General features: G+C 69.6%; 11 protein-coding genes. 4 read left to right on the top strand and 7 right to left on the bottom strand.

Annotated elements, in window-relative coordinates; translation table 11 throughout:
• Positions 1 to 23 precede the first annotated feature (23 nt).
• The 3 genes from BM214_RS05545 to BM214_RS05555 all read right to left on the bottom strand — a co-directional run bounded on the left by BM214_RS05545 (position 24) and on the right by BM214_RS05555 (position 3,413).
• Positions 24 to 1,379, bottom strand: coding sequence for an N-acetylmuramoyl-L-alanine amidase (locus BM214_RS05545; RefSeq protein WP_244887857.1), 1,356 nt, complete (start codon positions 1,377 to 1,379; stop codon positions 24 to 26).
• A 106-nt stretch (positions 1,380 to 1,485) separates the two neighbouring features.
• A complete protein-coding gene (gene tsaE, locus BM214_RS05550) occupies positions 1,486 to 1,944 on the bottom strand; it encodes a tRNA (adenosine(37)-N6)-threonylcarbamoyltransferase complex ATPase subunit type 1 TsaE (protein WP_090484335.1) in 459 nt (152 codons plus the stop codon).
• A complete protein-coding gene (locus BM214_RS05555; protein ID WP_244887858.1) occupies positions 1,941 to 3,413 on the bottom strand; it encodes an NAD(P)H-hydrate dehydratase in 1,473 nt (490 codons plus the stop codon). The genes tsaE and BM214_RS05555 overlap by 4 nt, the downstream gene beginning before the upstream one ends.
• A gap of 83 nt (positions 3,414 to 3,496) precedes the next feature.
• Here BM214_RS05555 and queG point away from each other — a divergent pair, with 83 nt between their 5' ends.
• Positions 3,497 to 4,561: a tRNA epoxyqueuosine(34) reductase QueG gene (gene queG / locus BM214_RS05560; RefSeq protein WP_090484339.1), complete on the top strand. Its 1,065-nt coding sequence runs from the start codon at positions 3,497 to 3,499 to the stop codon at positions 4,559 to 4,561.
• Between the two features lie 6 nt (positions 4,562 to 4,567).
• Here the strand turns inward: queG and BM214_RS05565 are convergent, their stop codons facing one another.
• On the bottom strand, positions 4,568 to 6,046 hold the full coding sequence (locus BM214_RS05565) for an SLC13 family permease (RefSeq protein ID WP_090484342.1): 1,479 nt from the start codon (positions 6,044 to 6,046) through the stop codon (positions 4,568 to 4,570).
• 195 nt (positions 6,047 to 6,241) lie between these two features.
• Here BM214_RS05565 and fbp point away from each other — a divergent pair, with 195 nt between their 5' ends.
• A complete protein-coding gene (gene fbp / locus BM214_RS05570; protein ID WP_090484343.1) occupies positions 6,242 to 7,282 on the top strand; it encodes a class 1 fructose-bisphosphatase in 1,041 nt (346 codons plus the stop codon).
• A 35-nt stretch (positions 7,283 to 7,317) separates the two neighbouring features.
• Here fbp and BM214_RS05575 read toward each other — a convergent pair whose 3' ends face one another.
• The 3 genes from BM214_RS05575 to pgi all read right to left on the bottom strand — a co-directional run bounded on the left by BM214_RS05575 (position 7,318) and on the right by pgi (position 10,762).
• Positions 7,318 to 8,085 carry a nucleotidyl transferase AbiEii/AbiGii toxin family protein gene (locus tag BM214_RS05575; protein ID WP_090484483.1) on the bottom strand — a complete coding sequence of 256 codons (768 nt, stop codon included), beginning with the start codon at positions 8,083 to 8,085 and terminating at the stop codon, positions 7,318 to 7,320.
• A 70-nt stretch (positions 8,086 to 8,155) separates the two neighbouring features.
• Complete coding sequence (locus BM214_RS05580; RefSeq protein WP_090484345.1) at positions 8,156 to 8,755, bottom strand: type IV toxin-antitoxin system AbiEi family antitoxin domain-containing protein; 600 nt, start codon at positions 8,753 to 8,755, stop codon at positions 8,156 to 8,158.
• A 351-nt stretch (positions 8,756 to 9,106) separates the two neighbouring features.
• Positions 9,107 to 10,762 (bottom strand): glucose-6-phosphate isomerase, encoded by a 1,656-nt coding sequence (gene pgi, locus BM214_RS05585; RefSeq protein WP_090484347.1) that lies wholly within the window; start codon positions 10,760 to 10,762, stop codon positions 9,107 to 9,109.
• Positions 10,763 to 11,318: 556 nt separating this feature from the next.
• Here pgi and glgA point away from each other — a divergent pair.
• Together glgA and ppc are read left to right on the top strand one after the other, a co-directional pair.
• On the top strand, positions 11,319 to 12,770 hold the full coding sequence (gene glgA, locus BM214_RS05590) for a glycogen synthase GlgA (RefSeq protein WP_090484485.1): 1,452 nt from the start codon (positions 11,319 to 11,321) through the stop codon (positions 12,768 to 12,770).
• Entirely contained in the window at positions 12,767 to 15,598 is a 2,832-nt protein-coding gene (gene ppc, locus BM214_RS05595) for a phosphoenolpyruvate carboxylase (protein ID WP_090484349.1), read from the top strand. Before glgA ends, ppc begins: the two co-directional genes overlap by 4 nt.
• Positions 15,599 to 15,717 lie beyond the last annotated feature (119 nt).

A 15,717-nucleotide genomic window follows, 5' to 3' on the forward strand; every position in this document is an offset into this window, starting at 1 on the left:
GCCCAGTGGAACCGTGGAGGGGGTCAGCCGCCGTGGCGGGGGATCTCCAGCACCTGCCCCACCCGGATCAGGTCCCCGTCCAGGTTGTTGTGGCGGCGCAGGTGGCTGATGGGCACCTGATAGCGTTCGGCGATAGCGGAGAGGGTCTCGCCCCTGCGGATCACGTGCTGGTCCTCCCCGGCCTCGGCCAGCAGCGTCCCCGGCGGGGCGTGCACGCTGAAGTAGTCCCGCAGCCCTGCCAGCAGGGCCCGGGCCATATTGCGCTGAAAATCCTCGGTGCGCAGCCGGCGTTCCTCCTGGGGATTGGAGATGAAGGCCGTCTCCACCAGCACGGACGGGACATCCGGGGCCTTGAGCACGGCGAACCCCGCCCGCTCCACCGTGGAGCGGTGCACGTGCCCCACCCTTGCCAGCTGTCCCAGGAGTTCTTCCGCCAGGGTGTTGCTGGCCTCCAGGGTGGCGGTCTGGGAGAGATCCAGCAGCACCGAGGCCAGGACGTCGTCCTTGTCGCTGATGGGCACGGCCCCCAGGCGGGCATCCACCGCGTTCTCCCGCTGCGCCAGGAAGCGGGCCGCCTCGCTGGAGGCCCCCCGCTGCGAGAGCATATATACAGAGGAACCACGCACGCTGCGTTGCGGCACGGCGTCGGCATGGATGGAGAGGAAGACGTCGGCATGCCGCGCCCGCGCCGTGCGGATGCGCTCCCGCAGGGGCAGGAAGTAATCCCCGGTGCGGGTCATCACGGGCTTCATCCCCGGCTCCGCCGCCACCAGGGCCTCCAGGCGCCGGGCGATGGCCAGCACCACGTCCTTCTCATAGGTGCCCCCCGGACCGATGGCCCCGGGATCCTTGCCGCCATGCCCGGCGTCGATGGCCACGATCACGTCCCGGGAACGGGGCACGGATTCGCCCACGGCCGGCGCCTCCTGTCCGCCCTCCCCGTCGCGCCGCAGGTCGATGACCAGACGATGGCCGCTGCCCTTGGCGGGGCGCAGGAGGAAGCTGCGGGGATGGGCGGGGCGGCTCAGATCCAGCACCACGCGCAGGTCGTCCCCGTTGCGCGGGGCATGGCGGATGCGCTCCAGCAGGCCATCGCCGCTGCTCTTCAGATCCAGGTCGCCGGTGAGGCGCGCATCGCGCAGGTCGATCACCACCCGGTCGGGGTCACTGAGGGTGAACAGGGCATGCTCCACCGGCCCCGAGAGATCGAACACCAGGCGCATCACCTCCCCGTTGGCCGAGGAACGCAGCGCCTCCACCCGGGTACCGGTTCCCGCCCGGGCCCAACCCCACCAAGGGGAGACCACCAGGGCACCGGAGGTGCACAGGAGGGCACGCAGCAAGCGCCGCCGTATGAAATCGTGATCGTCCGCGGCCACGGCAGGCCCCCCACAAAACGCTTGGCTTCAATGATGGGCCCAGTCCCACCGGGATTGCAAGACTGAAAGACCGGGGATATGAACCAGATAGCCGCGGACCTTCGGGTCAATTCTCGGTCAGGCGCCGCAGCCAGTCCCGCCCCTCCGGGGTCGGGGCCTCCAGGGTGGCCCGGCGCCCCGCCCCCAGGGGGTCCAGGGTGATGCGCAGGTCCTCCGGCGGCAGCCAGCCCTGGCCCCGGGCCGGCCATTCCACCAGCACCAAGGCGTCCCCGTCTATCTCCTCGCGCACCCCCAGAAACTCCAGTTCCTCCGGGTCCGCCAGGCGGTACAGATCGAAGTGCAGCACCCGATGTCCCGCCAGGTCATAGGGTTCCACCAGGGTGTATGTGGGGCTTTTCACCGCACCGGTACACCCCAGGGCCCGCAGGAAGGCCCGCACCAGGGTGGTCTTGCCGGCCCCCAGGTCCCCGTCCAGGAACACCAGCCCCCGCACCGGGCAGGTGCGGGCCAGCCGTTCCCCCAGGGCCCGGGTGGCGGCCTCGTCCGCAAGATCGATCCGTTTCATGGGTTGACCGCCCCCCGCAGGTGGTTGAGCAGGTCCGAGGCCAGAAGCCCCCGCTCCCCCTCCCCGGCGGCCATGTCCGCCGCCCGGGCGTGGGCGCACACCCCCAGGACGGCCGTCTCCCCGGGGGTGGCCGCCAGGCCCTGGGCCATGCCCCCCGCCAGGATCCCGGTGAGCACGTCCCCCATGCCGCCGCTGGCCATGCCCGGGTTGCCGCCGGTGCAGACCGTCAGGCCGCGGCCATCGTGCACCAGGGTGCCGGAGCCCTTGAGTACGCAGACCCCGCCATAGCGGGCCTGCAGGGCGGCGGCCGCCGCGGGCCGGTCCGCCTGCACCCGGGCCGTGGTGCAACCCAGCAGCCGCGCCGCCTCCCCGGGATGGGGCGTCAGCACCCAGTCTCCCCGGCGCTGCGGCGCCCCCGCCAGCAGGTTCAGGGCATCCGCGTCCAGGACCCGGGGCCCTTCCCAGGCCAGCACCCGCTGCAGCAGGGCCCGGCCCCAGTCCCCCTGACCCAGTCCCGGGCCCACCGCCACCACGGTGGCCCGCTCCAGGAGGGGATCCAGATCGTCGGGGGCCGTCACGCCGTGGGCCATGACCTCCGGCCGGGCCAGGGGAATGAGGGCGGCATGTCCGGCATGGGTGGCCACGCTCACCAGGCCGGCCCCCACCCGGGCCGCCGCCTCGGCGGCCATGCGCACCGCCCCGGGCATCCCCGGCGCGCCGCCCACCACCAGGACATGGCCGAAATCCCCCTTATGGGCGCTGCGCCGGCGCCGGGGCAGGCGCCCCAGCACCGCGGCATCGGCTCGGGTCGCCGACGGGATCATCCCCGCATACACCGCCGCCGGGACCGCGAGCGCATCGAAATGCACCTCGCCGCCATGCTCCCGGCCCTCGCCGGTGAACAGCCCCAGCTTGAGGCCGATGAAGGTCACCGTGGCCCGGGCCCGCACCGCCCGTCCCAGCACGGCGCCGGTGTCCGCCCCAAGCCCCGAGGGGATGTCCAGGCTCAGCACCGGCACCCCTGCGGCATTGATGCGCAGGATGGCCTCCGCCATGGCCCCCTCCACGGGGCGCCCGAGCCCCGTGCCCAACAGGGCATCCACGATCACATCACAGCCCTCCAGGGCCGCATCCAGGGACACCACCCCGCCCCCTGCGGCGCGCCAGTCCCCCCAGGCCCGGGCCGCATCCCCCTGCAGAGCCCCGGGATCGGTGACCGCCGCCAGGCGCACCTCCCAGCCCGCCGCCCGGGCCAGACGCGCCAGGACGTAGCCATCCCCGCCGTTATTGCCCGGCCCGCAGACCACCGCCAGGACCCGGCCCCGGGGCCACATTCGGTCCAGCACCTCCAGGGCGGCGGCCCCGGCCCGCTGCATGAGGGTGTAGCCCGGGATGCCGTGCCCCTGGATGGCGCGGCGGTCCAGCTCGCGCACCTGGTCGGCGGTGTAGAGGGCTTCTGGGAGGGTCATCGAAGACTCGGGTGCCATGCTGGCCGCGGTTCGCGCATCGGTGGGAGAATCCCAGAAGATACAAGACTGCCCCGGACAAGACCATGGACACCCCCGACCCCGCATTGCAGCAACTGGCCCATGACATCAAGGCCTGGGGCGCGGAACTGGGCTTTGACCAGGTGGGCATCACCGACACCGACCTGGCCGAGGACGAGGCCCATCTGCTGCGCTGGCTCCAGGCCGGCCGCCACGGGGACATGGACTACATGGCCCGCCACGGCAGCAAGCGCTCCCGTCCCGGGGAACTGGTGCCGGGCACCCGGCGCATCATCTCCGTGCGTATGCAGTACCTGCCCCCCCGGGCCCGGGACGCCCGGGCGGTGATGCACGACCCCGGGGCCGCCTTCCTCTCCCGCTATGCCCTGGGGCGGGACTACCACAAGGTGCTGCGCAAGCGGCTGCAGACCCTGGCCACGCGCATGGAGGCCGCCATCGGCCCCTTCGGTTACCGCGCCTTCGTGGACAGCGCCCCGGTGCTGGAGAAGGCCCTGGCGCAGAAGGCCGGCCTGGGCTGGATCGGCAAGCACACCAACCTGCTGAGCCGGCGCTGGGGCTCCTGGTACTTCCTGGGGGAGCTCTACACCGACCTGCCCCTGCCGGTGGACCCGCCGGGTTCGGCCCATTGCGGCAGCTGCCGGGCCTGCCTGGACGCCTGCCCCACCGGGGCCATCGTCGCCCCCTGGGAGCTGGACGCCCGGCGCTGCATCTCCTATCTCACCATCGAACACCCCGGCCCCATCCCGGAGGATCTGCGCCCGCTGATGGGCAACCGTATCTACGGCTGCGACGACTGCCAGCTGGTCTGCCCCTGGAACCGGCGGGCCGCCCACACCCGGGAGCGCGACTTCTGCGTGCGCCACGGCCTGGACGACCCGGAGGCCATCGCCCTGTTCGCCTGGGACGAGGCCACCTTCCTGGAGCGCACGGCGGGCACGGTGATCCGCCGCCTGGGCCACGAGCGCTGGTTGCGCAACCTGGCGGTGGCCCTGGGCAACGCCCCCACGGGCCCGGAGGTGATCCGGGCCCTGGAAGCACGGCGCCATCACCCCTCCCCCCTGGTGCGGGAACACGTGCACTGGGCCCTCTGGCGCCACGGCGCCGGCTGAGGCGCCTCAGCCCGCCAGCAGGGGCATGGCCAGGAGGAAGACCGCCCCGGTCACCGCCACCAGGGCGATGAGGCTCAGGCGCCATCCCGCCCGCACCATGTCCGGCACCGTCACCCGCTCGGAACTGAACACGATGGCATTGGGCGGCGTGGCCACCGGCAGCATGAAGGCACAGGAGGCGGCCAGGGCCACCGGTACCGCCAACAGCAGCGGATGCTGCCCCAGGTTCACCGCCAGGGCCGTGGCCAGGGGCAGGACCGTGGCCGCCGTGGCGGTGTTGCTGGTGACATGGCTCAGGGCCATGGCCCCCAGGGCCACCGCCGCCACCAGCACCCAGTCGGGCCAGTGGGCCAACTGCCCCAGCCCCTGGGCCACCAGGGCCGACAACCCGCTGTCGCCGATGGCCGTGCCCAGGCTCAGACCGCCCCCCACCAGCACCAGCACCCCCCAGGGCAGCTGGCGCGTGGCCTCCCAGTCCAGCAGGAAGCGGTGCTGGCGCAGGTCGGCAGGGATGAGGAACAGGGCCATGGCCCCCAGCACGGCGATGCCCGCATCGCTGAGGGACAGCCACGGCAGCAGGGACTCCAGCAGGGGCCGCAGGATCCAGGCCAGGGCCACCGCCAGGAACACCAGGGCCACCCTCCGCTCCGGCCGGCTCATGGCCCCCAGCTGCGCCCGCTGGCCGGCCAGCAGGGCATCGATATCGGCGAAGGGCTCCCGGGACACGGGGAAGACCCAGCGGCACAGCACCCACCAGGCGGCCAGCAGCAGCACCGCCGCCAGGGGCAGCCCCACCATCATCCAGTTGACGAAGCCGATCTCCAGGTCGTAGTGATCCGCAAGGAAGGCCGCCAGCAGGGCGTTGGGCGGCGTGCCGATGAGGGTGGCCATGCCGCCGATGTTGGCGCCGAAGGCGATGCCCAGCAGCAGGGCCAGACCCACGTTGCGCACCTGCCCCGGCGCCAGGCCCCGATCCTCCAGCAGGGTGAGCACCGACACCCCGATGGGCAGCATCAGGGCCGCCGTGGCGGTGTTGCTCACCCACATGCTCAGCCCCGCCGTGGCGGCGATGAACCCCCCCACCAGGTGATCCAGGCGCCGCCCCGCCAGGGCCAGGATCCACAGGGCGATGCGCCGGTGCAGATTCCAGCGCTGGATGGCCAGGGCGATCATGAAACCGCCCAGGAAGAGGAAGATCAGCGGATTGGCATACGGCGCCGCCGCCGCGCCGATATCCCCCACCCCCAGGGGCGGCAGCAGGGCCACCGGCAGCAGGGCCGTGGCCGGGATGGGGATGGCCTCGGTGACCCACCACAGGGCCATGAGCACCGTCAGGGCCGCCACCGACCAGGTGGCCTGGGCCATGTCCCCCGGCGGCCCCAGCAGCAGCATGAGGACGAACACCAGCGGACCCGCCACCAGGCCCAGGCGCGGCCGCCACAGGCCGGAGCGGGCCGGTGCGTTGGAATCAGGGGATGCAGGCATGGGGGATGTTCCCTTCGCTGGAGGATGGCGGCGCCATTCTACCGGCGATGGTGCCGTGCATCATCGTCCCCGGCCGCAAGGGTCCCCCCATCGCGCCCGAGGGTATATCCTGACCCCCATGGCGGCCCGCCCCATCCCGCGCCGGCCCCCGGCCCGGCATCACCACACAACTACAGGCAGTCCACGGACCCCTTCATGACCACGGCAACCGGCACCTACCCCCTCGTCACCCTCAACGAATTCATCATCCAGCGCCAGGGCGACTTCCCCTACGCCAAGGGCGAACTCTCCCGCCTGCTGCATCACGTGGGCGTGGCCGCCAAGGTGGTGAACGAGAAGATCAACAAGGCCGGCCTGGTGGACATCCTGGGCGCCGCCGGGGACGTGAACGTCCAGGGCGAGGACGTGCAGAAACTGGACCTGTTCGCCAACCACCACTTCATCGCCGCCCTGCGCGCCACCTCGGAATGCTGCGCCATCGCCTCCGAGGAGGACCAGGAGATCACCCTCTTCGACGACGGCCTCTCCCGGGACGCCAAATACGTCTTCTGCATGGACCCCCTGGACGGCTCCTCCAACATCGACGTCAACGTCTCCGTAGGCACCATCTTCTCCATCTACCGGCGCATCAGCGAACGCGGCAGCCCGGCGGACCTGAGCGACTTCCTGCAACCGGGCACCCACCAGGTGGCGGCGGGCTACATCATCTACGGCTCCTCCACCATGCTGGTATACACCACCGGCAAGGGCGTCAACGGCTTCACCCTGGACCCCAGCATCGGCGAATTCTGCCTCTCCCACCGGGACATCCGCACCCCCCGCCAGGGCCGCATCTACTCCATCAACGAAGGCAACTACGCCCACTTCCCCGCCGGCGTGAAGCAATACATGAAGCATTGCCAGGTGGTGGACCCGGACACTCGCCGCCCCTACAGCTCCCGCTACATCGGCTCCCTGGTCTCGGACTTCCACCGCAACCTGCTCAAGGGGGGCATCTTCATGTACCCCCCCACCCAGAAGGCCCCCGGCGGCAAACTGCGCCTGCTCTACGAATGCAACCCCGTGGCCTTCATCGCAGAACAAGCCGGCGGCCGCGCCAGCGACGGCCACCGCCGCATCCTGGACATCCCCCCCGAAAGCCTGCACCAGCGCGTCCCCTTCTACGTGGGCTCGCCGGACATGATGGAGGACCTGGAGGGGTTTTTGGCGCAGGAGGGGGACCCATCACCGGCATAGAAAAAAATCCTCCAAGAGCAGATCGGGATTCCAGGTCATCGGCCCGATTCCTCGCTACTCGACGTCCACCCATTTCTGGCATGCCATGTTTGCGTAAAAGCGGCAGCTTGCCGGAGCGCGTCCAGCGGGGGCGACAGGAATACACGCAGAACGGCAACGACCTCGGAAAGCAGAAGCTCGTCCAAGGCATTCTTCCTCAAGAATGCTTGCCACTGGGTCTGCTTCTGCCGATCCTGCGCGAATTCGTCGCTCAATCCGAAAGGGACGCCATCCGGCAGCGGCGTCCTGCGGCGTTCGAAGGTGGCATGGATCGCCCTGCAAAGAAGCTCGCCATCGAAGTCAGTCCAGCGCGACAAGATCCAGAGATCGAAGTAATCCTTCATGCGGCTGTTGGCGATGCCGAGCGACACCAGCGCCTCCAGCTTTTCGGCGATGACCGTGTAGCGGGGGTAGGCTCGCAGCCTGGGGGCTGGCATGTCCGGAAGCAGCACCGGGTAGTCCACGGCCTCGGGGCCGGGCGTCACGGCGTCGCCGAAACCCACATCGACCTGCATCGGACAACGGGCGCCGTCCAAGATTCCGATCAACGTGACCCGGACGCCGGAGTAGTTGGCCTCCTTGCGGATCTCCTCCGCGTATACCGAGTCAGGCTGGAAGCGTATGCCGTCGTCCAGTTCCACCGCGCAGATGTCCCGGAACGCCGCCTCGACATGCGGGATCTCGGCTATGCCTAGGTGTTGGGTCTCGCGGGCGCGTTTGAGCAGGCGGGCGCGCACCGAGGCGGCCATGTTGCGCTGATTCATGGCCCGCATCCCTGTGCACCATCCTGACGGGCGTCCAGCGGACGTGCACAACGGCTGTCGTGCCGTTTTATCATGACAGGGTTTCCATGTAGGGACGCATCACATTGGCCACACGGCACAGCGCAGCAAAACGCCAAAGTTCATCCATGCTGACGCGCTTGGCACGCCAGGACTCCTGTAGCGCCTCCAGCGCAACATCGAGGCCGATCTTGTTGCGGAACTTGAAGCAGTCAGCCACGGTCCGGGCGACGTTGGTCACACGCACCGGCACACCATCGATGAGGTGCTCCTCGACCCCCTCCGTCAACGCAGCGCCTGAGAAGCGCACGATGCGCAGCGGGGGATAGTCCATCTTTGGCGCGCGTGCCTTGTTGGGGATTGCCACCCAGACCTCAAACGGCGACTGTGTAGTGAGTTCATGCAGGCGCAGTGCCGACAGCAGGCAGACGATGGCTTGCGGGTGCTTGCGTGCCACCTCGGACAGTACGCCGTGTTCCGAGACGGCCCGGTCCGGAATCGCGTACAGGCCCCGTCCCACGCGCTGGAGCAGCCCTTGCCGCACCAGCCGCGTGAGGGCGACCGTGGGCAGCCCACGCTCATTGAGATCGCGTGGGCGAATAAGGCCGCGCTGGGCGGCAAGTTCCAGAATGCTCTCGTGCGAACTGTCCATGTCGTCATGGTGTTGCTAAACGTCGGCAGATATCAATAACTACCGACAATAAACAACACACATGGTTTCCTTTACCTGCCGATGCCGCAATCCAACCGTTTGATTCGTGCGCGCTTAAACCATTGATTTGTAACATTAGAAATCGCAGCCTTTGCCGACTCTGGGCCAGGTGTCGACGCTGAGTTGTGGCATATCGGCAGCGCTCCCTGTTGGATGATCCCCTCAGCTTACCCTTCCAGGGCCGGGACCTCAGCCCTGGGCCGTTCGTCGTCCTCGCGTGGCCAGGACGGGATCCAGATGCGGTGGGCCCGAAACGGCGCCGGGGGGAAGGTTGGGGTCACACCTCGGGGATCATCCATTGCCCCGCCGCCCCCTGTACCAGTGGATCAGCCCGTTGGTGGAGGCGTCATGGCCGGTGGCCGGGGTGTCGGCGCGCAGGTCGTCGAGGACGGAGCGGGCCAGTTGCTTGCCCAGTTCCACGCCCCATTGGTCGTAGGAGTTGACGTTCCAGATCACCCCCTGGACGAAGATGCGGTGCTCGTACAGGGCGATGAGGCGGCCCAGGGTGCGGGGGGTGAGGCGGTCGAAGAGGAGGGTGTTGCTGGGGCGGTTGCCCTCGAAGACCCGGTGCGGGGCCAGGCGGGCCACCGTGTCCTCGTCCAGCCCCTCGGCGCGCATCTGGGCCTGCACCGTCTCCAGGGTGCGGCCCTGCATCAGGGCCTGGGTCTGGGCGAAGACGTTGGACATGAGGATGTCGTGGTGGTCCCCCATGGGGTTCTGGCTGTTGCAGGGGGCGAGGAAGTCGCAGGGCACCAGCCGGGTGCCCTGGTGGATGAGCTGGTAGAAGGCGTGCTGGCCGTTGGTGCCGGGCTCGCCCCAGATCACCGGCCCGGTGTGCCAGCCCACGCGCTGGCCCTGGCGGTCCACGCTCTTGCCGTTGCTCTCCATGTCCGCCTGTTGCAGGTAGGCGGGGAAGCGGTGCAGGTATTGGTCATAGGGCAGGATGGCGTGGGTGTGGGCGCCGAAGAAGTTCACGTACCAGACCCCCAGCAGGGCCATGATCACCGGCATGTTCCGCTCCAGGGGGGCCTCCCGGAAGTGGCGGTCCATGTCCCGCCCGCCGGCCAGCAGTTCCTCGAAACGGTCCATGCCCAGGTACAGGGCGATGGGCAGGCCGATGGCGGACCAGAGGGAGTAGCGGCCGCCCACCCAGTCCCAGAAGACGAACATGTTCTCCGGGTCGATGCCGAAGGCCTTCACCTTCTCGGTGTGGGTGGACACGGCGACGAAATGGCGCCGGATGTCCCCCTCCCCCGCCCCCGAGGCCAGGAACCACTCTCGGGCACTGTGGGCGTTGGTGAGGGTCTCCTGGGTGGTGAAGGTCTTGGAGGCGATGATGAACAGGGTGGTCTCCGGGTCCACCGCCTTGAGGGTCTCCGCCAGGTGGGTGCCGTCCACGTTGGAGACAAAATGCATGGAAAGCCCCGGGTGGCCGTAGGGCCGCAGGGCCTCGCAGACCATGAGCGGACCCAGGTCCGAACCGCCGATGCCGATGTTCACCACATGGCGGATGGGCTTGCCGGTGTAACCGGTCCAGCGCCCCGAACGCACCTGCTCCGTGAATCCCCGCATACGCTCCAGCACCGCGCGCACCGCCGGCATGACGTCCTCCCCATCCAGCAGCACCGGCGCATCCCCCCGCAGGGCCGTGTGCAATACCGCCCGGTCCTCGGTGCAGTTGATGCGCTCGCCAGAGAACAGGGCCTCGCGCCACTGGGGCAGGTGCATCTCCCGGGCCAGGTCCATGAGCAGGCCCAGGGTCTCGTCGGTGACGCGGTTCTTGGAGTAGTCCAGCAGGAGATCGCCGCATTCCACGGTGTAGCGCGGAAACCGCCCGGGGTCACGCGCAAAGAGATCACGCATGTGCACATCGCGCAGGGCCGCGAAGTGATCTTCCAGGGCGGACCAGGCCCGGGTCTTGTCGGGCGAGTGGGAGGTCACGGACATGGGGGCTCCTCGGATGAACGGAATCGGAAAAGGCAGAAGATAACGGAAGCGGCGAGCCGGTCTCCAGGGACGGATCCACCACGCCCCCGTGGATCGGGAGAGTCGCCCGTGGGCCGGGGGTGCCCTCCCGCAGGGGGTGTGCGCCGCGGGGAGGCGGCGCGCAAGCCTCCAGGGATGGATCCACAGCGTCCCTATGGATCCGGAGAGTCGCCCGTGGGCCGGGGGTGCCCTCCCGCAGGGGGTGTGCGCCGCAGGGAAGCGGTGCACAAGCCTCCAGGGATGGATCCACAGCGTCCCTATGGATCGGGAGAATAGCCCGTGGGCCGGGGGTGCCCTCCCGCAGGGGGTGTGCGCCGCAGGGAAGCGGCGCGCAAGCCTCCAGGGATGGATTTACGGCGTCCCCCGGAGGGAGGGCACCCCCGGCCCACGGGCACCTTCCCGCAGAACTCGATTAACACCAGAAGGCCGCATGCGTATCATGAACCGCACGAAACCACCACAGGGAGCGCCCGCCCGCTTCCCGGCGTCGTAACAAGGGATGGGGCACGACACGATCATGAGAATCCTCTTCGCCTCCAGCGAGGCCCACCCGCTGATCAAGACCGGCGGCCTGGCGGACGTGTGCGGCAGCCTGCCGCCCGCCCTCAAGCGCCTGCGCCACGACGTGCGCCTGATCCTGCCCGCCTACCCCGCGGCCCGGGCCGCGGCGGGCAAGACCACCCCCGTGGCCGAGATCCACCTGCCCGGCTGGGATGCCCCGGTGCGCATCCTGGAAGGACTGTTGCCCAAGACCCGCGTCACGCTCTACCTGGTGGACTCCCCCCTGCACTTCGACCGTGCCGGCGACCCCTACAAGGCCTCGGACGGCCGCGACTGGCAGGACAACCCCCTGCGCTTTGGCCTGTTCGCCCGGGCCATCGTCAAGCTGGCCCTGGACCAGGCGGGGCTGGACTGGAAACCCCAGATCCTGCACTGCAACGACTGGCAGACCGGCCTCGCCCCGGCCCTGCTCAGCCAGTACCCCGAACGCCCCGCCACGGTCTTCACCATCCACAATCTTTCCTACCAGGGCCTCTTCCCCGCCCATGTCCTGGAAGACCTGATCCTGCCGCCGGAATTCTGGAACTTGCACGGACTGGAATTCCACGGTCAGCTCTCCTTCATCAAGGGGGGCCTGGTGTTCGCCGACCGGCTCACCACGGTCAGCCCCACCTATGCCCGGGAGATCCAGACGGCCCAGTTCGGCCAGGGCCTGGACGGCCTGCTCAACGCCCGCGCCCGAGACCTTCAGGGCATCCTCAACGGCGCCGACTACCGCCACTGGGACCCGGCCCGGGACAAGCTCATCCCGGCCCGCTACGACGCCGACCACCTGGAGGGCAAGGCCGCCTGCAAGCAGGCCCTGCAGGAGGCCCTGGGGCTGGAACCCGACCCCGCCATCCCCCTGCTGGGTCACGTGGGGCGCATGGTGCCGCAAAAGGGGATGGACCTGATCCTGGAGGCCTGCGAACCCCTGCTCACCTCCGGACAGGTGCAACTGGCCATCCTGGGCAGCGGCGACCGCGGCCTGGAGGCCCGTGCCCAGGGCCTGGCGGCCCGCCATGCCGGACGCATGGGGCTGCGCATCGGCTACGACGAGGCCCTGGCCCACCGCATCGAGGCCGGGGCCGACCTGTTCCTCATGCCCTCCCGCTTCGAGCCCTGCGGCCTGAACCAGATCTACAGCCTGCGCTACGGCACCATCCCCGTGGTGCGCCGCACCGGCGGCTTGGCGGACACCGTGGTGGACGCCGACGCACTGCACCTGGCCGAGGGCACCGCCACCGGCCTGGTGTTCGACGCCCCCACCGCCGAGGCCCTGGGGGAGGCCATCGCCCGCGGCCTTGCCCTGCACGCGGAACCGGAGACCTGGCGCGGCCTCATGCGCCGGGGCATGGCCATGGACTTCAGCTGGGAGCGCAGTGCCCGGGCCTATCAGGACCTCTATCGGGAATTGATCAGTCGATGAGCAGCCACTCCGCCAAGGCCGGGGAACGCACCCCCCGGGACAAACACCTGCGCGCCCGGGTCAAGCTCCTGGGCAAGCTGCTGGGGAATATCATCCGCCGCCTGGAGGGCCAGGAGGTCTATGCCGCCGTGGAGGAACTGCGCCGGGGCTTTGTCAGCCTGCGGCGGCGGGAGGACCCGAACCGCCGCGCCCGGCTCATGCGCCTCATCGACGAGATGCCCCCCGAGCGCCTGGAGACGGTGATCCGCGCCTTCAGCATCTACTTCTCCCTGGCCAACATCGCCGAGGAGGACTTCCTCTACCGCGAACGCCGCCGCCAGGTGAGCGAGGGCGGCCCCCTGTGGCTCGGCTCCTTCGACCACACCGTGCGCCAGTTCAAGGCCATGGACATCCCCCCGGAGCAGCTGCAGGAACTGCTGCAGCAGGTGATGTACATGCCCGTGTTCACCGCCCACCCCACCGAGGCCCGGCGGCGCACGGTGATGGAGGCGCAGCGGCGCATCTTCCTGGCGGCCGACCCCCTGAACCGGCCCCGCCTGGGGCGCGAGGAACGGGCCGAGGTGATCCGCAACCTGGAGACCCAGATCCAGGTGCTGTGGCGCACCAACGAGGTGCGGGAACGCAAGCCCCAGGTGATCGACGAGATCAAGTACGGCCTGTTCTATTACGTGGAGAGCCTGTTCACCGCCGTCCCCCTCACCTACCGGCTGCTGGAGAAGGCCATCCGCCGCAGCTACGGCAGCGACGCCCAGGGCAACCCCCGGGTGCGCATCCCCAGCCTGCTGCGCTTTGGCTCCTGGATCGGCGGCGACCGGGACGGCAACCCCAACGTCACCCCCGAGGTCACGGAGATGGCCTGCCGCCTGGCCATGGAACAGGTGCTCACGGAATACGTGCGCCGTGTCCACGACCTGCGCTTTGTGCTCACCCATTCCTCCCTCATGTGCCAACCCACCCAGGCCTTCCTGGACAGCCTGGCCCGGGACGAGCAGATCGCCCCGGCCGTGTTCGGCGGGAGCACCGAGCGCATGCGCACCGAACCCTACCGGCGCAAGCTCTATTTCATCCGCCACCGGCTCAACGAGACCCTGAACACCGTGCGCCGCCGGCTCAACGGCGAGCAGGCCGTGCTACCCACCAAGTCCGCCTACCGGGATCACCACCAGTTGCTGGAGGATCTGTACCTGATACGGGAGTCCCTGGTGAGCCATGGCGACGGCAACATCGCCGGCGGCGAACTCACCGACCTGATCCGCCTGGTGGAGACCTTCGGCTTCCACCTGCATCACCTGGATGTGCGCCAGGAATCCACCGTGCACACCGAAGCGGTGGCGGAGATCCTGGCCGCCACCGGGCGCTGCCCGGACTACACCGCTCTGGACGAGGACGCGCGCATGGCCCTGCTGGAGGCGGCCCTGCAGGACGAGGCGCCGCCGCTGCCACAGGACCTGACGGAGACCACCCGCCAGACCCTGCGGGTATTCCAGGTGATGGCGCGCATGCGCGGGGAGACCGGGGGCGAGGGCATCGGCACCTACGTCATCTCCATGACCCATGCCGCCTCCCATGTCATGGAGGTGCTGCTGCTGGCCCGCCTGGCGGACCTGGCGGGGCTGGGGGCGGATGCGGCGGGGGATCACTGCCATGTACGCGTGTCCCCCCTGTTCGAGACCATCGAGGACCTGCACCACGTGGAGGGGGTGCTCACCCGCCTGCTGGACAGCCCCGTCTACGCCCGTCTGCTGCGGGCCTCCGGCAACCGCCAGGAGGTGATGCTGGGCTACTCGGACTCCTGCAAGGACGGGGGCATCCTGGCCTCGGCCTGGAACCTCTACGACGCCCAGAAGAAGATCATCGCCATCGCCGCCGCCCGCGGGGTGCAGTGCCGCCTGTTCCACGGCCGCGGCGGCACCATCGGCCGTGGCGGCGGCCCCACCCACGAATCCATCCTGGCACAGCCCCCGGGGACGGTGCAGGGACAGATCAAGTTCACGGAACAGGGGGAGGTGCTGTCCTACAAGTACAGCAACATCGAGACGGCGGTGTACGAGCTGAGCATGGGGGCCACGGGGCTGATCAAGGCCAGCCGCGGGCTCATCGGCCTGCACACCCAGGACCACCCGGAACACACCCGCATCATGGCGGAACTGGCCGAGGCCGGCGAGGGCGCCTACCGCGCCCTCACCGACCACACCCCGGGCCTGCTGGACTACTTCTACGAGGCCACGCCGGTGCAGGAGATCGGCCAGCTCAACATCGGCTCGCGCCCCTCCCACCGGCGCATGGGCGACCGCGCCAAGGCCTCCATCCGCGCCATCCCCTGGGTCTTTGGCTGGGCCCAGTCCCGCCACACCCTGCCCGCCTGGTACGGCATCGGCACGGCCCTGCGCCGCTGGCGGGGGGACGACCCCCAGCGCCTGGAACGGCTGCAGGCCATGTACCGGGAATGGCCCTTCTTCCACTCCCTGCTGTCCAACTGCCAGATGTCCCTGTCCAAGGCGGACATGGGCATCGCCGGGGAGTATGCCCAGCTATGCAGCGATGCAGAGCAGGCCGGGGCCATCTACCGCACCATCCGCGAGGAATACGAACGGACCGTGGCGGAGGTGCTGGCGGTGGCCCGTACCGGCTCCCTGCTGGAGGAGAACCCCACCCTGGCCCTGTCCCTGATGCGGCGGGATCCCTACTTGGACCCGCTGAACCACATCCAGATCACCCTGCTCAAACGGCGCCGCGGCGGGCAGATGCCGGAGGAGGACGACCCCTGGCTCTCCCCCCTGCTGCGCTCCATCAACGCCATCGCCGCTGGCCAGCGCAACACCGGCTGACCGGCGGTACCATCGCCCCGCCCAAAGGTCACGCCCCGGTCTGCGCCGGTCCCCCCCGGCGGCCATACTCATCCCATGGGGGATGCCCGCGGCGAGCGTGGCGGGATTCCCCGGCCCCG

Origin of the sequence: Ectothiorhodospira mobilis, assembly GCF_900114895.1 — a bacterium.
Lineage (GTDB): Bacteria > Pseudomonadota > Gammaproteobacteria > Ectothiorhodospirales > Ectothiorhodospiraceae > Ectothiorhodospira > Ectothiorhodospira mobilis_A.

Excerpts from the sequence above, each read along its gene's own strand:
- tsaE (WP_090484335.1), bottom strand. The coding sequence starts at position 1,944 with ATGAAACGGATCGATCTTGCGGACGAGGCCGCCACCCGGGCCCTGGGG.
- BM214_RS05555 (WP_244887858.1), bottom strand. The coding sequence starts at position 3,413 with ATGACCCTCCCAGAAGCCCTCTACACCGCCGACCAGGTGCGCGAGCTG.
- queG (WP_090484339.1), top strand. The coding sequence starts at position 3,497 with ATGGACACCCCCGACCCCGCATTGCAGCAACTGGCCCATGACATCAAG.
- BM214_RS05565 (WP_090484342.1), bottom strand. The coding sequence starts at position 6,046 with ATGCCTGCATCCCCTGATTCCAACGCACCGGCCCGCTCCGGCCTGTGG.
- fbp (WP_090484343.1), top strand. The coding sequence starts at position 6,242 with ATGACCACGGCAACCGGCACCTACCCCCTCGTCACCCTCAACGAATTC.
- BM214_RS05575 (WP_090484483.1), bottom strand. The coding sequence starts at position 8,085 with ATGAATCAGCGCAACATGGCCGCCTCGGTGCGCGCCCGCCTGCTCAAA.
- BM214_RS05580 (WP_090484345.1), bottom strand. The coding sequence starts at position 8,755 with ATGGACAGTTCGCACGAGAGCATTCTGGAACTTGCCGCCCAGCGCGGC.
- pgi (WP_090484347.1), bottom strand. The coding sequence starts at position 10,762 with ATGTCCGTGACCTCCCACTCGCCCGACAAGACCCGGGCCTGGTCCGCC.
- glgA (WP_090484485.1), top strand. The coding sequence starts at position 11,319 with ATGAGAATCCTCTTCGCCTCCAGCGAGGCCCACCCGCTGATCAAGACC.
- ppc (WP_090484349.1), top strand. The coding sequence starts at position 12,767 with ATGAGCAGCCACTCCGCCAAGGCCGGGGAACGCACCCCCCGGGACAAA.